We start from the raw sequence: 16,066 nt of genomic DNA on the forward strand, positions 1-16,066 counted from the left end.
GTAATTCTCTTTTAAGGGATAAAATAATATGAATAAGTACCTTGTTTGGGTAAAAGTTGGCTTAGTCAGTCTAATCAGTACCGTATTAATTGCGTGTGGTGAAGCGGAAGAAAAAGTAACAGCACAGGCAGAGCAAAAAGCAGAAGTCATTCATTGGAAAATGGTGACTACTTGGCCAAAAAATGCACCGGGTGTTGGTACTGGTGCGGAGAGCTTGGTAAAAAACATCAAAGAAATGTCTAACGGAAGGTTAGATATTAAGGTGTATGCGGCAGGCGAGTTAGTACCAGCGTTAGAAGTCTTTGATGCTGTTTCTCGTGGTACGGCTGAAATGGGGCATGGCGCATCTTATTACTGGAAAGGTAAGGTATTTGCTTCACAATTTTTCACGACAATCCCTTTTGGTTTAAACCCTCAAGAGATGAACGCTTGGATATCTTACGGCGGTGGTTTAGAGCTATGGGAAGAAATATACGCGCCTTTTAATGTTATTCCTATGTTGGCAGGCAGTGCTGGCGTGCAAATGGGCGGGTGGTTTAATAAAGAAATTAACTCATTAGAAGACTTCAAAGGTTTGAAAATGCGTATGCCTGGGTTAGGTGGAGAAGTGCTTAAAAAAGTAGGCGCAACACCAGTTAACTTGCCGGTGAGTGAAATATTTACTGCGTTACAGACAGGCACTATTGATGCAACTGAGTGGGTTGGCCCTTACAATGATTTAGCATTTGGTTTGTACAAAGCAGCGAAATACTATTATTACCCTGGCTGGCATGAGCCAGGTTCAGCAGTAGAAGCGATTTTCAATAAAGACGCTTTTAATGCTCTGCCAAATGACCTAAAAGCCATTGTTCGTTCTGCAGTTCAGCAAGCAAATTTAGACATGCTTAATGAATTCACTGCTCGTAACAATGCAGCATTACAAACGTTAATCAATGATCATAATGTGATACTTAAACCATTCCCTGCTGACTTATTGGACGCATTGAAAAAAGCGTCTGATGAAACGTTACAAGAAACGGCCGCGAATGATCCAGAAAGCAAGAAAGTGTATAACTCACTTAAGAGCTTCTTAGGCTCTGTAGATGCATGGCATGATGTATCTGAGCGTGCGTTTATTAATGCTCGTTCAAACGACTAAGTTATATTAAGCATTAATGCTCATGTGAAAATGAGTTATTAATCTTCTCTAAAGCCCCAACATTCCAGATGTTGGGGCTTTTTTGTCTTAAAAGTCAGAATAAAAGACAGAAAAAACCAAAAAGACCTTGAGAGGAGGTTCAGCAATTCATACTATCGGTCTTGCTTAGTGCATAAAGTGTGATCAAAGAGCCTTTTTATATCCTTATTTCAGGATCTTAGAAAAAGGCTAAGCATTATAAAAATAATTTTAGTTGGTCTCTTGAGGGATAAAAAATGAAAATAACAAAAACGTGGAGCAAGTTAACACTTGTTGGCCTAGCTGCTGTCACTTTGGCTGCATGCGGAGGTTCTGAGAAAGAAGAAACCGCAAAAGCAGAGCAAAAAACAGAAGTCATTAATTGGAAAATGGTGACTACTTGGCCAAAAAACTTCCCTGGTTTAGGGACAGGCGCAGAGAACCTAGCGCAAAATATTAATGATATGTCGAATGGGCGTTTAAACATCAAAGTCTATGCGGCAGGCGAGTTGGTTCCACCTCTTGAAGTGTTCGATGCAGTTTCTCGCGGCACAGCGGAAATGGGTCATGGCGCAGCTTACTATTGGAAAGGTAAAGCGCCAGCAGCACAATTTTTCACCGCCGTTCCTTTCGGCTTCACAGCGCAAGAAATCAACTCTTGGATTCATCACGGTGGCGGTTTAAAACTGTGGGAAGAAATCTACGAACCATTTAACTTGATTCCGATGGCGGCAGGTAATACTGGCGTGCAAATGGGCGGTTGGTTCAACAAAGAAATCAATTCCTTAGAAGACTTCCAAGGCTTAAAAATGCGTATTCCTGGCCTTGGCGGAGAAGTGTTGAAGAAAGTCGGCGGAACGCCAATCAACTTGCCTGGTGGTGAAATCTTTACTTCATTGCAAACGGGCGCGATTGATGCGACAGAATGGGTTGGCCCATACAATGACCTCGCATTTGGTTTGTACAAGGCAGCGAAGTTCTACTACTACCCAGGTTGGCATGAGCCAGGCTCCACAATGGAAGCCATATTCAACAAAGGAGCCTTTGAAGCGCTACCAAAAGATCTACAAATGATCGTGCGTTCTGCAGTGCGTCAATCAAACGCGGAAATGCTAGATGAGTTTACTGCTCTGAATAACGCGGCGCTGGAAACATTGGTGAATGAGCACAATGTTGTTTTGAAACCTTTCCCTAGCGACGTTATGTCTGCACTGAAAAAAGCGTCGGAAGAGACACTAGAAGAAGTAGCAGCGGCGGATGCATTAAGCAAAAAAGTCTACGACTCATTTAAAGACTTTGGCGGCAAAGTAAGAGCATGGCACGAAGTCTCTGAGCGAGCTTATATCAACGGACGCGAAGTTGAGTAAGTAATCACTACGAACGAAAAAAGCCCCTTGAATCGCTCTTAAGAGAGATCCAAGGGGCTTTTTTGTGTCGAGCGTTTTAATAAAAAATAGGCGTTGTTATCGCGTATTTTTAATCATCCATGCTGCCGAGTTCGAGTAGCGTGGCGTTTCCGCCGATGGCTGTGGTGTTGTTAGAGATGGTGCGTTCCGTCACAAATCTCAATAAGTAATGAGGCTTTGCAATGGCGCTTAGGCTCTCGCTGTCGGTTTCTTCGATCAATTGACAGATTAAGCCGCCTTTTGCTGCAAGTCGTTGGTTTAGCTGCTGTGCTTGAGCCTCATCACACAAGGCGGCAATACCGGCAAGGTGATTTGCTTCAATCAATGAATCTAAAGCTGAATCCGCAATATTTTGGATCACACCTTCTGCAACATATGGCGTGATTTTGTCCATGATATCTTGACCAGTTTGTCCGACAGTAATTACTGGGTTGCCAGCAATCAGCGCCGTAAAAACCTGACCAACTAAACCTACGGTCTCTGTTTCCTTGTCTGTTGAATCGTTATTGAGAGAAACACACAGAAACGGCCCTCGGCCTTGGCAAGAAAGTTCGTTACGTTCGCCTGTTGGCCCTGGCATCACACGAGTTTCAGCAATTTCTCGCTTTGCGTTGTCGATTTGCCATTGTGCCATTTTGCCTTGATTGTCAGAAAAAGCAGCAAGGGCTTTTTCTAGCTTTTCAGCACGACCAGTGACGCCAAGTTTGTCCCATGCTTCGAAGACATTTTGAGCGACCTGAATTTGGATAGGTTGTACGATTGTCATAATGTTGTCTCCCCTTAAAGATCTTGCTCAATGGCGAAGCGTTGTAAGTAATGTGGGCCGCCTGCTTTTGGTCCTGTGCCTGACAAACCTTGGCCACCAAAGGGTTGCACCCCAACAACAGCGCCGACTTGGTCACGGTTGATGTAGAGGTTACCAACGCGTGCTCGGCTGGCGATGTTGGCACAAGTGGTTTCGTTACGGCTATGAACGCCAAGCGTCAAACCAAAACCTGAGTTGTTAATCGTGTCGATGATCTTGTTTAGATCGCGAGCCTTGTAGCGAATCACATGCAGAATCGGGCCGAATTTCTCATCGGTTAACTGGTCAATGCTGCCAATTTCAAACGCCGTTGGCGCAACATAAGTGCCTTTATCCGCGAATTCAGGTAAAGCCGCTTGCGCGATTAACTTACCCTCAGCCTTCATGTGTTTAATATGATCAAGCAGCATTTTTTGCGCTTTTTTATCGATCACTGGGCCCACGTCTGTGCTGTGTAAGTAAGGTAAGCCTACTGTCTGTTCTTGCATTGCGCCTTTAATCATCGGAATCACACGATCAGCAATGTCGGCTTGGACAAACAAAACACGCAAAGCGGAACAGCGCTGACCAGCAGAGGCAAAGGCAGAGCGAACGGCATCACGCACAACTTGTTCAGGCAAAGAAGTTGAGTCAACCAACATAGCGTTTTGGCCGCCTGTTTCAGCAATCACAGGAACTGGGGCGACACCACGTGCAGCTAATGTGCGGTTGATCAATTGTGCTGTTCCGGTTGAACCAGTAAAGGCTAAACCTGCGATGCGTTTATCACTGGTTAAGGGTGCACCGACTGTTGTGCCATCCCCCGGAAGAAGATGAAGCACATCGGTTGGAATGCCTGCTTGATGAAGCAACTCAATGGCACGAAAGGCAATTAAACTGGTTTGTTCAGCGGGTTTCGCAACGACAGTGTTACCTACGACAAGCGCAGCAACGACTTGACCCATGAAGATGGCCAGTGGGAAGTTCCAAGGACTGATACAGCTGAAAACACCGCGACCTTTTAACTGTGCCTGTTTTTGGTTTCCTAAGAAATCTGTATAGGTTGTTGGTGTTGCGAAGTGGCTTCGTGCTTGTTGAGCGTAGTAACGGCAGAAGTCTACGGCTTCTCGTACTTCGTCAATGCTGTCTTGAATGGTTTTGCCTGCTTCACGATGACAAAGCGCCATCAGTTCAGCGTAGTTTTCTTCCATCAAATCTGCTGCGCGTTCCAAGCAATCCGCACGTTCTGTTGCAGGACGCGCTGACCAAGCAGGAAACGCTGCTTCAGCAAGATCGATGGCTTTAGTAACGGTTGCTGTGTCTGCCCAATCAATTTGGCCAGTTGCTTGGCTGTGATCGTAAGGACTAACAATAGAGTGTGAATGCCCCGTTTCGACTTTTTCGCCACCAACAATAGGGAAGGCGCGCCATTGCGTGTCTTGCGCCATGAAAGCCTTTATCTTGACTTTGAATGGCGTCCACTCAGAGTCTATTTCGATGTTTGGGCCGAATGAGTTTTTACGATCATCAAACAAGTTCGCAGGCAAATTGATGTGTGGGTTTGCCAATGATTTACGGTTTTCCAACGTGGTGACTGGGTGATCGACCAAGTCAGCAATCGGATAACTGGCATCAATCAAGCGATGAACAAACGAGCTGTTAGCGCCGTTTTCAAGAAGGCGACGAACCAAGTAAGGAAGCAAGTCTTTATGGCTACCGACTGGAGCGTAAATACGGACACAGATGTCGTTCTCTTTGATTAAATGGTTATAAAGTGCATCCCCCATACCGTGTAAACGCTGGAACTCAAACTCTTCTGAGGTTGCGCCAAGCTGATTCGCTAAACAATGTATTGTCGCAATCGTGTGGGCGTTATGGCTGGCAAACTGCGGGAAAATATTCGCGCGAGTGTGTTCACTTAAAAGGAAGTTGGCGCAGGCAAGATAAGAAACGTCGGTCGCTTCTTTGCGAGTATAAACAGGATAACCATTGATGCCGCGTTGCTGGCAAAGCTTGATTTCAGAATCCCAATAAGCGCCTTTTACAAGACGAACAGGAATGCGATCACCTTGCTCTCTCGCTAAGGCGGCAAGCCAAGCCAAAACAGGCAGAGCGCGCTTAGAATAAGCCTGAACAACCAAACCGAATAATCCCCATCCGCGAGAGGCTTCGTCGCGGTATAGCTTTTCAAAGAGGTTTAAGGAAAGTTCTAGGCGGTCTGCTTCTTCTGCATCTATGGTAATACCAACATTCAATGCGCGAGCTTTAGTGATTAAGCCTTTTACACTTTCGAAAAGCTCTGTCATGACGCGTTCTTCACAACCAACTTCATAACGTGGGTGAAGTGCCGACAGCTTAATTGAAATCGTTGGGCGGTAACCTTTTGAATAAGTGTCTTTACCGACAGATTCAACGGCTTGCTCGTACGAACGCAGATATTTGTCAGCGTCTGCGGCTGTTAGAGCCGCTTCACCCAACATGTCAAAAGAGTAGGTGTAACCTTTGTCTCGGTAGCCTTTACCACGAGACAAGGCTTCTTTGATGTCGCGACCAAGGACGAATTGATGCCCCATAATTTTCATTGCTTGGTTCATCGCTTTGCGAATGACAGGCTCAGAAACGCGGTTTACCATGCGATTAACAAGGTTAGCTGGTGTGCCGTCTTTGTTTTCATCCATGGTGACAATTTTGCCCGTTAACAATAATCCCCATGTTGAGGCATTAACGAAGAAAGAGTCTGAATTTTTCGCGTGAGAAGCCCAGTCGGCCACGCTTAAGCGATCCTTGATAAAAGCATCGGCCGTTTCTTTGTCTGGAACACGCATTAAGGCTTCTGCAAGGCACATTAATAAAATGCCTTCTTTGGTGTCTAGGCTGTATTCCAACAAAAGTGCGTCGATCATCGACATGCTGTCGTCGTCTTTTCGCACTTCAGCGATTAACTGAGACGCCGCATTAGTGTGGTTGGCGAGTTCTTGCTCTGTTGGTTTTGCTAAAGGCAAAAGTTCCTTTAACCAGCTTTCTTCATCCGCTTTGTAAAGAGGGGAAATGAGCGTCCATAATTCATTGAGTGGTTTTTGAATGAATTCTGGCTGTAACACATCAATCGCTTTAAACATGATTGGGTCTCCCGAGCTGCATAAAAAGCACAGTTGCTTTTTACCAAGGTCGCATATTGTTATAGAGCATTAAGCATTTTTTTGGCCACTTATTGATCAATCAAAGTGGCGTAATGCGTATATGGATAATGCTGACACTTTAGTGACAGAGGGGATTCGCTGTCTTTCGAAAAAATCGTCTTTTTTTATAAGAAAGTCCGGCTTGAGAAGAATAAAATCGGGCGTGTTTTGTTGTTGTGCACAAAATAGATAAAAAAGAGGGGAATGCCTATAAATAGGGCGTTTCAGTGATATTGCAAAAGACTAACGATTGCCAAATTGCTTTTGGTATTTGAGCGGTGTGATGTTTAGTGTTTGGGAGAAAACATTGGTCATGGCGCTCTGGCTTGAGAAGCCGCACATTTCTGCCACTTGGATGGGAGGGAAACCATCTCGAAGTAAATCTTGAGCCCGTTCTAAGCGCTTTCGCATCAAATACTGGTGCGGCGTCATGCCTGTTTTATCTTTAAAACGCTCATGGAATTGGCTCACACTCAAGAAACAGAAGTTGGCGAGCTGATCAATATGCACACGGCGGGAAAGGTTAAGTTCGATAAACTGGTCTAGCTTATCGATATCCAATTGATTGCCACGAGTGCGCACGTCTTTATTGTTCATTTGATGGCGGATCGCACTGAGTAAGGTGTTACCGCAGGCGCGAGCAAGCATTGAGTCGTTCGGGTATTGCTGTAATTCGCCAGACAAAGCGGACGCCAATATTTGTAAACGAGGGTTAAGTTGAAAATAAGCCGCTTGATCAAATAAGCGCGAAACCACTTCATATTCTTCATCTGTGATGCTTTTTTGTGGCGGAATCGGCAAATTAACCACCATGATCTGATTGTCTCCTAGTCCTGCGAAGGCATGACTGTTTGCTGAAGGCAGAATGCAGCCTTCACCAGTATGGAGTTGCTTACCTTTACCTTGAATATCGAAGTCTGTATTGCCATCAAGCACAACCACTAGCTGGTGGTAATCGTGATCATGGGCATGGGCTTCGCTAGGTAAGCTGATAACGTCAGAATCAAGCTGAGTCAAAATAGACCTTTTGTACAGAGTAAATAAAAAAGTATAGCGCGTTATAACATTAGCGATAAAAATAAACACGACGTTTCAGGTGAAAGCATCGTGTTTACTTTGTTAGTACTTAGTATTTGTCGTCACTAATATTGTATTAGCCGACACGAACCACAAGGTTGCCTAAAGCGCCAGATTTCAAAACATCTTCATGGGCTTGTGCCAGTTCTGTTAAGTCGTAGCAATGACGAATCACAGGTTTAAGCACGCCTTTTTCAAAAAGAGGTCGCAAGGCTTTGGCGATCAAAGACAATTCAGCTGGTTTGATGTTCGCAAGAGCAACACCAACAACAGAAGCGTCTCGTGCCATTAAATCACGAGGGTTAATTTCTACTGTGCCACGATTGCCAACGACAGCGACGCAACCGCCAGTCGTTAAGGCTTTTAAGTCTTGATCTAAGTTGTGATTCGCGAGCATTTCGATAATCACATCAAAGCCTGTTTCCAGTGACTGAAAAGCTTCGAGGTGGTTGTCACCATTATGCATAATCACTGTGCTTACGCCTTGTGCACGCAGAAGATCTGCTCCTGCTGGCGTTCCTGCACTGGCGACCACGTCCATGCCCGCTGATAACGCCAATTGAACCGTTGCAATACCAACCGCGCCTGTTGCGCCATGAACCAGAACTTTGTCACCAGTTTTGGCATTCGCTCGACCAAACAAAGCTCGGTGAGCTGTGGTGTAAGGAATGCCTAAGCAAGCGCCTTCTTCAAACGATAAGGCGTCAGCTAAGGGATAAGTGTGAGTCGTTGCGCAAACAGCAAACTCGGCAGAGGAGCCAGACAGGTTGCGGCTAAAATACACTCGTTGACCCACTTCAAACCCAGTGACTTGAGAGCCAAGCTCCACAACGGTTCCCGCTCCGTCTAAACCCGGAGTATGGGGAAAGGTTGTGGAATAGTTATTGGTGCCGGAACGAATATAAGTATCGACAGGGTTCACGCCGGCTGCGCCGACTTGAACAAGAATTTGATCAGCATTAATACTTGGCGTTTTGGCGTCGACTAATGACAAATCACTCGCTGGGCCATAGGCATTTATTTGCATTGCTTTCATATTCTAATCCTCACTGTAGATATTTATATTTGTTGTTTCGTAAGCAGCTTAATTAATCTGTATATACTTGTTCTGGTAACCAAGTCGCCAGCTCTGGCCATATTGATAGCAATAGCAGCACAAAGAGCTGAATAACAATAAAGGGTAGTACACCTTTATAAATAGACTGAGTTTTGATTTCCGGCGGCGCCACACCACGTAGGTAAAATAATGCGAAGCCAAATGGCGGTGTTAAGAAAGACGTCTGTAGGTTGATCGCCATCATGATGCCGAGCCAAACAGGGTCTAAGCCCATTGCCAATAAAACTGGCGCAACGATTGGTACAACCACGAAGGTGATTTCAATGAAGTCTAAGATGAAGCCAAGGAAGAACATCAGCAACATAACAACAATCATTGCGCCTACAACGCCACCAGGCAACTGAGAGAAGAAATCATGAATCAGCTCTTCGCCACCAAATCCTCGGAAAACGAGCGAGAATAAAGAGGCGCCGATCAGAATCATAAACACCATGCAGGTGACTTTGGTCGTTGAATAGACAGCGTCTTTTAGTGTCTGGAAGTCCAGTTTACCGCTGGCCCAAGCCAAAATAGCCGCGCCCAATGCACCAACACCAGCGGCTTCGGTAGGAGTTGCCACACCGCTAAGGATAGAACCCAATACAGCAAAAATAAGAATAAGCGGTGGTAGCAAGCCTTTAATCAACTGAACCGCTAAAGATTCTGTTGATCCGTTGCGTAATTCTTCACGAGGCACCGCAGGCGCTTTGTGAGGTTGCAACCAAGCGACCATCACAACATAAAGGATATACAGACAAACCAGAATTAAACCAGGAACTAAGGCGCCGACAAACAAGTCACCAACCGAGATGGTTTTAGGCGAGAAAATCCCCATTTCTAATTGAGCTTTTTGGAAAGCATTCGACATTACATCGCCCAACAGAACCAAGGCGATTGACGGCGGAATGATTTGACCTAATGTTCCTGTGGCACAGATGGTTCCTGTTGCTAGCGCAGGATCGTAACCACGGCGCAACATGGTTGGCAAAGAGATCATGCCCATGGTGACAACCGTTGCACCGACAATGCCGGTACTCGCAGCCAACAGCATACCCACCAAAATAACCGAAATACCAAGACCGCCGCGCATGGTGCCAAATAACATGGCCATTGACTCAAGCAGCTTCTCAGCCAACTTGGATTTTTCTAAGAGCACGCCCATCAAGACAAAGAGCGGTACCGCGATGAGGGTTTCATTACCAACAATGCCGAATAAGCGGTTCGGCAAAGCTTCTAAGAAAACGCTATCAAATGTGCCAGCCAATGATCCAACAGCGGCGAATATTAACGCGGTTCCACCTAATGAAAAGGCAACAGGGTAGCCAAATAGCAAGCAGACACAAACGGCTGCAAAGAGCCATAAAGGGATAAATTCAATCATGAGTTACGTCCTTTTGAGTTTTTTCCTGTCTTAACTACGGCTATGTTTTTTGCAATATCAGCTAAGCCTTGAATAATTAGGCATACCATCATGATAGGAATCAGTGTTTTTAATAGGTAGACAAAAGGCAGTCCACCTGGCTCTGGGGAAGTTTCTAATACACGCCAAGACGCACTCACGTAATCTAAACTTAAATAAGTGGTGTAAATCGTGAAAGGTAAAAGAAAGAATAGGCCGCCAAGAATATTTACCCATGCTTTTTTGGTAGCAGAGAAATCTCGGTAGAACACATCTACGCGTACATGTTCGTCGTCTTTAAGTGTATAAGCTGCGCCTAACATAAACACTAACGCATGAAGATACAGAACCGATTCTTGCAGTGCGATAGAGCCAATACCAAAGCCATAACGTAACAGTACGATCAGGCAAGTAAGCAGCATCATAAATAAAGTAAGCCAAGCCACACATCGCCCTGTGTAATGGGAGACAGCTTCGGCCGAACAGACCAGTTTGTTTAACATTGAAATACCCACAGAGTTTTTTAATCGTTATTGCCGGATGCTTTTTAGGTCTTTTTTATAAGGTTAAAACCTAACCAGTAAAATCCGGACAGCTAGTCTATTGGATAACGCTACTTATGGGAATATTTCAGGGGCTTACTCACGGCAGTTCGTGGCATTTTATGAATAAAATACGCCTTTATAAGTGAAAAACTGCGCTTTTGTTTGTTACGAGGTGATATCACTCGAAAAAAGTGACGCTTTGGTGCGGCTTTAATCCTCGTTTTTTGGTCGGATTGAAAAATAATTTTGAAATATTTCACTGTTTAACATTTCTGTCACATAACTTTTTTATAGTGTGTTCCATCGAACGAGCTATGAGCAGTTGCTCATAAATATTTGACTATAACCATTGGGGTTTATGTGATGAAAAAACTAGTTGCGGGTTTAGCAATGACAGCAGCGGCAAGTGTTTCTTTTAACGCTGTTGCAGACGTTGATGCAGGTTTGAATACTTATACTAAGGCTAGCGGTGTTTCTGGTAACATCTCAAGTGTTGGTTCTGATACTTTGGCTAACTTGATGACATTGTGGGCTGAAGACTTCAAACGTCTATACCCAAATGTAAACATCCAAATTCAAGCGGCTGGTTCTTCTACTGCGCCACCAGCATTGACTGAAGGTACATCTAACTTCGGTCCTATGTCTCGTACTATGAAAGACAAAGAAATTGCAGCGTTTGAGAAAAAATTCGGTTACAAGCCAACGGCTATCCCAGTTGCTATCGACGCTCTAGCGGTTTTCGTACATAAAGATAACCCAATCAAAGGTTTGTCTCTTCCTGAAGTTGATGCAATCTTCTCTTCTACTCGTAAAGGTGGACACAGCGAAGACATCACTAACTGGGGTAAAGCAGGTTTGACTGGTGCTTGGGCTAACCGTGACATTCAATTGTTCGGTCGTAACTCAGTATCTGGTACTTACGGTTACTTCAAAGACAATGGTCTTTTCAAAGGTGACTTCAAAAACAGTGTAAACGAGCAACCAGGTTCTGCTTCTGTTGTTCAGTCTGTTTCTACTTCTCTTAACAGTATCGGTTACTCTGGTATCGGTTACAAAACGTCTTCAGTACGTGCCTTGCCACTTGCTAAGAAAGAAGGCGATGCATTTGTAGAAGCGACGCCAGAAAACGCAGCAGCTGGTAAATACCCACTGTCTCGCTTCCTTTACGTTTACGTAAACAAAGCACCTAACAAGCCACTAGCACCACTACAACGTGAATTCGTTAAAATGGTTCTATCTAAGATGGGTCAAGAGGTTGTTGTAAAAGACGGTTATGTACCTCTACCAGCTAAAGTTGCTGATAAATACCTTGATACTTTAGGCATTAACTAAGTTCGCTTGGCGACACTGGTGATGTACTTGAAAGCAGGATAGCGTAACGCTCTCCTGCTTTTTACTTCCCTCCTAGTGTCATAAAATTGTCACACAACAAAGATGAATTCGGATGACTAAATCGACTGACCATCAGATGCCTGAACTGGATTTCAATACGCCAGCTTTAAAGCGTCATCGTAAGTTTCGAGCCCTGAAAGATAAAGTGGCTGGAATGGGCATAGCAGTCGGAGGGAGCAGTGTAATTCTTGCTGTACTTCTGATCTGTTTCTATCTCTTTTATGAAGTAGCGCCATTATTTTCTGGTGCTTCAATAGACCCTAAGGCAAGTTATTCTTTGCCTGCTCAAGATGAAGGTAAAAGCCTTTATTTAGCTACGGAAGAGCAATCTGAAATTGGTATGCGTGTTGCCAGCAATGGTGCCATCGTATTCTTTTCTATCGAGGACGGTTCTGTCATTGAGACAATAGAAAGCGCCCGTGCAGAAGAGGTGACAAGCTTCACCGTTGAATCTGATACGAGTCGTTTACTGGCATTTGGTTACGCCGACGGTAAAGTAGTGATTAAACAGCACAGCTACCGTACTACGTATCCTGATGGAAAGCGTCAGATCACCCCTTTTGTTGAGTACCCTTATGGCGAAGAAGCCATCAGTGTTGCCGATTTTGCTATTGAGAAATTAGCGATTCGCGACAGTGAAGATGGTTTAACCATCGCTGCTACTGGTGAGTCTCAAACATCGGTTTTGAAAGTGACTAAAGATGTTAACTTCATTACTGAAGAAGTTGAGCTAACTGAGCAGCGCGAAGCGATTCCATTCATTGCGGACATCAATAGCCTACTCATCAGTGGTAATCAGCGTTCTTTGTATATCGCAACAAACTCAGGTGAATTCAGCGAGTTTGATTTACGCGATTTCGATAACATCACACTGAAAGATCAAGCCTCTTTAGTGGCTGAAAACTCTCAGTTGGTTTCCATGAATTACCTTGTTGGTAAAACATCGGTGATGGTGGCGGATTCTTCTGGTCGTGTGAGCCAGTGGTTTAACGTTCGTGACGATGCAACCAACGAAGAAAAACTGCACTTCATCCGTGATGTTAAGCAGCCTAATGCGATTGTTGATACAGCCATGGAACAACGCCGTAAAGGCTTTGCAACATTGGACGAAAACGGTTTGGTCGCAATTTACAACGCCACCTCTAAGCGTAAAGTAATCGATGAGCGTTTGAGTGATGAAACAGCTCGTTTGATTAGTTTCTCTCCTCGCGCGAATGGTTTATTACTAGAAGACGGTAAAGGACTGCATTTCTACCACGTAGATAACGAGCACCCAGAAGTGTCTTGGTCATCTATTTGGGGTGAAGTTTGGTACGAAAGTTACCCAGAGCCGACTTACACTTGGCAGTCATCTTCTGCAAGTAACGACTTCGAGCCTAAATACAGCTTGATGCCTTTGGCATTTGGTACCTTGAAAGCGGCGTTCTACGCTATGCTGATGGCCGTTCCTTTGGCAATCTGTGGTGCGATTTACACAGCTTACTTCATGGCGCCAGCCTTGCGTCGTAAGATCAAACCTGTGATCGAGCTGATGGAAGCTTTGCCAACGGTTATCCTAGGTTTCTTAGCGGGTCTTTTCTTTGCGCCTTTCTTAGAAGAAAACTTAGCAGCAACCTTTAGTATTTTGGTGGTTTTACCTGTCGGTATTCTGCTATTTGCTTATCTATGGTCAAGATTGCCAACCAACATTCGCTGGTTAGTGCCAGAAGGCTGGCAGCCATTGTTGCTTATTCCTGTGATTGTTTTCCTTGCTTGGTTCTGTTTGATCTTGAGTCCAATCATCGAATTAAGCTTCTTCGGTGGCAACATTCGCGGCTGGATTACTCATGACTTGGGTATCACTTTCGACCAGCGTAACGCTTTGGTAGTTGGTTTTGCGATGGGCTTTGCGGTTATCCCGACCATCTTCTCTATTACTGAAGATGCGATTTTCAGTGTGCCAAAAGCTTTAACTCAAGGCTCTCTAGCATTGGGTGCCACTTACTGGCAAACCATGACTCGCGTTGTATTGCCAACAGCGAGCCCAGGTATCTTCTCTGCCGTCATGATTGGTATGGGTCGTGCGGTAGGTGAAACCATGATCGTTCTTATGGCGACTGGTAATACGCCAATTATGGACTTCAACATCTTCGAAGGTATGCGTACGTTAGCGGCGAACCTTGCGGTAGAAGTACCGGAATCAGAAGTGGGAAGTTCACATTATCGTATTCTGTTCTTGGCAGCGTTTGTTCTGTTCATCTTCACTTTTGTAGTGAATACGATCGCTGAAACCGTGCGTCAGCACCTACGCAAAAAATACGGGTCATTGTAATGAGTAGCGAAATGAAAATGGAAAAACAGTCCGTATCTCAATGGGTTAAATCTGGTGATCCATGGGTGTGGCTAAATGCAGGTGCTGTGGCGATTTCTGTCATCATGGTTGTAGGGTTATTACTTTTGATTGCTGTCAGAGGCTTGGGTCATTTTTGGCCAGCGGATGTGATGCAAGCGACTTATTCATTGCCTGGTGAGAAGTCTTACACCATTGCGGCAGAACGTGTTGAGAGTGTAGAAGTAACCGCTGCTCAATTACGTGAAGCCGGTGTAAACCTTCCTGAAGGTGGCGATCCATTACTTAAGCGTACGCTTCTTAAAATGGGTAACCGCGATGTTTACGGTGCGGATTTTGGTTGGGTGTTGGACAAATACCTAAGCGATATTCAAACACCGGAAATGTTGTTCGCAGCAGAGCGTCACGAATGGGGCAACCTATATGGTTACCTAATGTCTGTGAAAGAAGCTGGTCAGGTTGTGTCTGAAACATCAGACTTAACGCCGACAGATTCTGCTTTGGCGACTTGGGCCACTTTCGAGAAAAGCATCGAGCGTGCGGCAGTTATCCATGACGAAATCAAACACATTGAAAAAAGTGACATTGGTAAAATTAACCATGCCCTTGAGCGTATTCGTCTTAAGCAGCGTCGCTATGAACTAAATGGTGAATTAACGCCAGAAGTAGAAGCGGACCTTGCAGCAGAGCGTTCACAATACGATGAAGAGTATAAAGGCTTGCAAGCGAACCTTGCAGATCTATACCAGCAGATCAATCGTGACTCATTCACTGTAAGAGTGATGGACGGTACGGTACATGAAATTCAAGTATCGAAAATTGTTCACGCTTTCCGTCCTAATGCGATGGGTGTTTTCGAGAAGTTAGGTTTCTACTTTAATAAAGTATGGGAATTCTTAACAGACGAACCTCGTGAAGCCAATACAGAAGGTGGTGTTTTCCCTGCGATCTTCGGTACCGTAATGATGGTATTGTTAATGACAGTATTGGTAACGCCTTTTGGTGTTGTGGCGGCGGTTTACCTTCGTGAATACGCAAAGCAAGGGGTTATTACTCGTGTTATTCGTATCGCGGTAAATAACCTAGCGGGTGTGCCTTCTATTGTTTACGGTGTATTTGGTTTAGGTTTCTTTATCTACTTTTTGGGTTCTGGTATCGACCAAGCGTTTTTCCCAGAAGCATTGCCGTCACCAACTTTTGGTACAGGTGGCTTGATGTGGGCATCGATTACTTTGGCGCTATTGACTGTGCCAGTGGTTATCGTAGCGACGGAAGAAGGTTTGTCTCGTATTCCTCGTAACGTACGTGAAGGTAGCTTGGCGTTAGGTGCGACAAAAGCCGAAACCCTATGGCGTGTGGTTCTTCCAATGGCCAGCCCAGCGATCATGACAGGTGTTATCTTGGCCGTGGCCCGTGCCGCTGGTGAAGTTGCGCCATTGATGTTGGTCGGTGTTGTGAAACTAGCACCTACTTTACCTTTAGATGGAAACTACCCATTCATCCATTTGGATCAGAAGTTTATGCACTTAGGCTTCCACATCTATGATGTAGGTTTCCAAAGCCCGAACGTGGAAGCAGCGCGACCACTTGTTTATGCAACAGCGTTATTACTTGTGATGGTTATTGCACTACTGAATTTCTCAGCAGTAACGATTCGAAATCACCTACGTGAAAAATACAAATCGCTAGAAATGTAAGCGGAG

General features: G+C 44.8%; 11 protein-coding genes. 5 read left to right on the plus strand and 6 right to left on the minus strand.

The features are described 5' to 3' along the window. Positions 1 to 28 precede the first annotated feature (28 nt). Positions 29 to 1,138: a TRAP transporter substrate-binding protein gene (locus tag AC0L46_RS08525; RefSeq protein WP_473502928.1), complete on the plus strand. Its 1,110-nt coding sequence runs from the start codon at positions 29 to 31 to the stop codon at positions 1,136 to 1,138. Positions 1,139 to 1,413: 275 nt separating this feature from the next. After that, positions 1,414 to 2,523, plus strand: a complete 1,110-nt coding sequence (locus AC0L46_RS08530; RefSeq protein ID WP_473502930.1) for a TRAP transporter substrate-binding protein — start codon at positions 1,414 to 1,416, stop codon at positions 2,521 to 2,523. 109 nt (positions 2,524 to 2,632) lie between these two features. On the opposite strand, the gene AC0L46_RS08535 is transcribed toward AC0L46_RS08530, so the two are convergent. The 6 genes from AC0L46_RS08535 to AC0L46_RS08560 all read right to left on the minus strand — a co-directional run bounded on the left by AC0L46_RS08535 (position 2,633) and on the right by AC0L46_RS08560 (position 10,600). Next, the gene (locus tag AC0L46_RS08535; protein WP_473502932.1) at positions 2,633 to 3,328 is read right to left on the minus strand and encodes a 1-pyrroline-5-carboxylate dehydrogenase; all 696 of its coding nucleotides are present in this window, start codon (positions 3,326 to 3,328) and stop codon (positions 2,633 to 2,635) included. A gap of 14 nt (positions 3,329 to 3,342) precedes the next feature. Next, entirely contained in the window at positions 3,343 to 6,465 is a 3,123-nt protein-coding gene (putA, locus tag AC0L46_RS08540) for a bifunctional proline dehydrogenase/L-glutamate gamma-semialdehyde dehydrogenase PutA (RefSeq protein WP_473502934.1), read from the minus strand. Between the two features lie 303 nt (positions 6,466 to 6,768). Beyond that, positions 6,769 to 7,542, minus strand: a complete 774-nt coding sequence (locus AC0L46_RS08545) for an AraC family transcriptional regulator (RefSeq protein ID WP_473502936.1) — start codon at positions 7,540 to 7,542, stop codon at positions 6,769 to 6,771. Positions 7,543 to 7,678: 136 nt separating this feature from the next. Further along, positions 7,679 to 8,638 carry an NADPH:quinone reductase gene (locus tag AC0L46_RS08550; RefSeq protein WP_473502937.1) on the minus strand — a complete coding sequence of 320 codons (960 nt, stop codon included), beginning with the start codon at positions 8,636 to 8,638 and terminating at the stop codon, positions 7,679 to 7,681. Between the two features lie 52 nt (positions 8,639 to 8,690). After that, on the minus strand, positions 8,691 to 10,079 hold the full coding sequence (locus tag AC0L46_RS08555) for a TRAP transporter large permease (protein ID WP_414682116.1): 1,389 nt from the start codon (positions 10,077 to 10,079) through the stop codon (positions 8,691 to 8,693). Further along, on the minus strand, positions 10,076 to 10,600 hold the full coding sequence (locus AC0L46_RS08560) for a TRAP transporter small permease subunit (protein ID WP_414682117.1): 525 nt from the start codon (positions 10,598 to 10,600) through the stop codon (positions 10,076 to 10,078). The genes AC0L46_RS08555 and AC0L46_RS08560 overlap by 4 nt, the downstream gene beginning before the upstream one ends. Positions 10,601 to 11,005: 405 nt before the next feature. Between AC0L46_RS08560 and AC0L46_RS08565 the strand changes: the two genes are divergently transcribed. The 3 genes from AC0L46_RS08565 (at position 11,006) to pstA (ending at position 16,060) form a co-directional block, all read left to right on the plus strand. After that, complete coding sequence (locus tag AC0L46_RS08565; RefSeq protein ID WP_414682118.1) at positions 11,006 to 11,974, plus strand: PstS family phosphate ABC transporter substrate-binding protein; 969 nt, start codon at positions 11,006 to 11,008, stop codon at positions 11,972 to 11,974. A gap of 112 nt (positions 11,975 to 12,086) precedes the next feature. Next, entirely contained in the window at positions 12,087 to 14,345 is a 2,259-nt protein-coding gene (locus AC0L46_RS08570; RefSeq protein WP_414682119.1) for an ABC transporter permease subunit, read from the plus strand. Continuing rightward, positions 14,345 to 16,060: a phosphate ABC transporter permease PstA gene (gene pstA / locus AC0L46_RS08575; RefSeq protein WP_473502940.1), complete on the plus strand. Its 1,716-nt coding sequence runs from the start codon at positions 14,345 to 14,347 to the stop codon at positions 16,058 to 16,060. The genes AC0L46_RS08570 and pstA overlap by 1 nt, the downstream gene beginning before the upstream one ends. The last annotated feature ends 6 nt before the right edge of the window (positions 16,061 to 16,066 follow it).

It is taken from the genome of Marinomonas sp. 15G6-16, assembly GCF_055809555.1.

Excerpts from the sequence above, each read along its gene's own strand:
- AC0L46_RS08525 (WP_473502928.1), top strand. The coding sequence starts at position 29 with ATGAATAAGTACCTTGTTTGGGTAAAAGTTGGCTTAGTCAGTCTAATC.
- AC0L46_RS08530 (WP_473502930.1), top strand. The coding sequence starts at position 1,414 with ATGAAAATAACAAAAACGTGGAGCAAGTTAACACTTGTTGGCCTAGCT.
- AC0L46_RS08535 (WP_473502932.1), bottom strand. The coding sequence starts at position 3,328 with ATGACAATCGTACAACCTATCCAAATTCAGGTCGCTCAAAATGTCTTC.
- putA (WP_473502934.1), bottom strand. The coding sequence starts at position 6,465 with ATGTTTAAAGCGATTGATGTGTTACAGCCAGAATTCATTCAAAAACCA.
- AC0L46_RS08550 (WP_473502937.1), bottom strand. The coding sequence starts at position 8,638 with ATGAAAGCAATGCAAATAAATGCCTATGGCCCAGCGAGTGATTTGTCA.
- AC0L46_RS08555 (WP_414682116.1), bottom strand. The coding sequence starts at position 10,079 with ATGATTGAATTTATCCCTTTATGGCTCTTTGCAGCCGTTTGTGTCTGC.
- AC0L46_RS08560 (WP_414682117.1), bottom strand. The coding sequence starts at position 10,600 with ATGTTAAACAAACTGGTCTGTTCGGCCGAAGCTGTCTCCCATTACACA.
- AC0L46_RS08565 (WP_414682118.1), top strand. The coding sequence starts at position 11,006 with ATGAAAAAACTAGTTGCGGGTTTAGCAATGACAGCAGCGGCAAGTGTT.
- AC0L46_RS08570 (WP_414682119.1), top strand. The coding sequence starts at position 12,087 with ATGACTAAATCGACTGACCATCAGATGCCTGAACTGGATTTCAATACG.
- pstA (WP_473502940.1), top strand. The coding sequence starts at position 14,345 with ATGAGTAGCGAAATGAAAATGGAAAAACAGTCCGTATCTCAATGGGTT.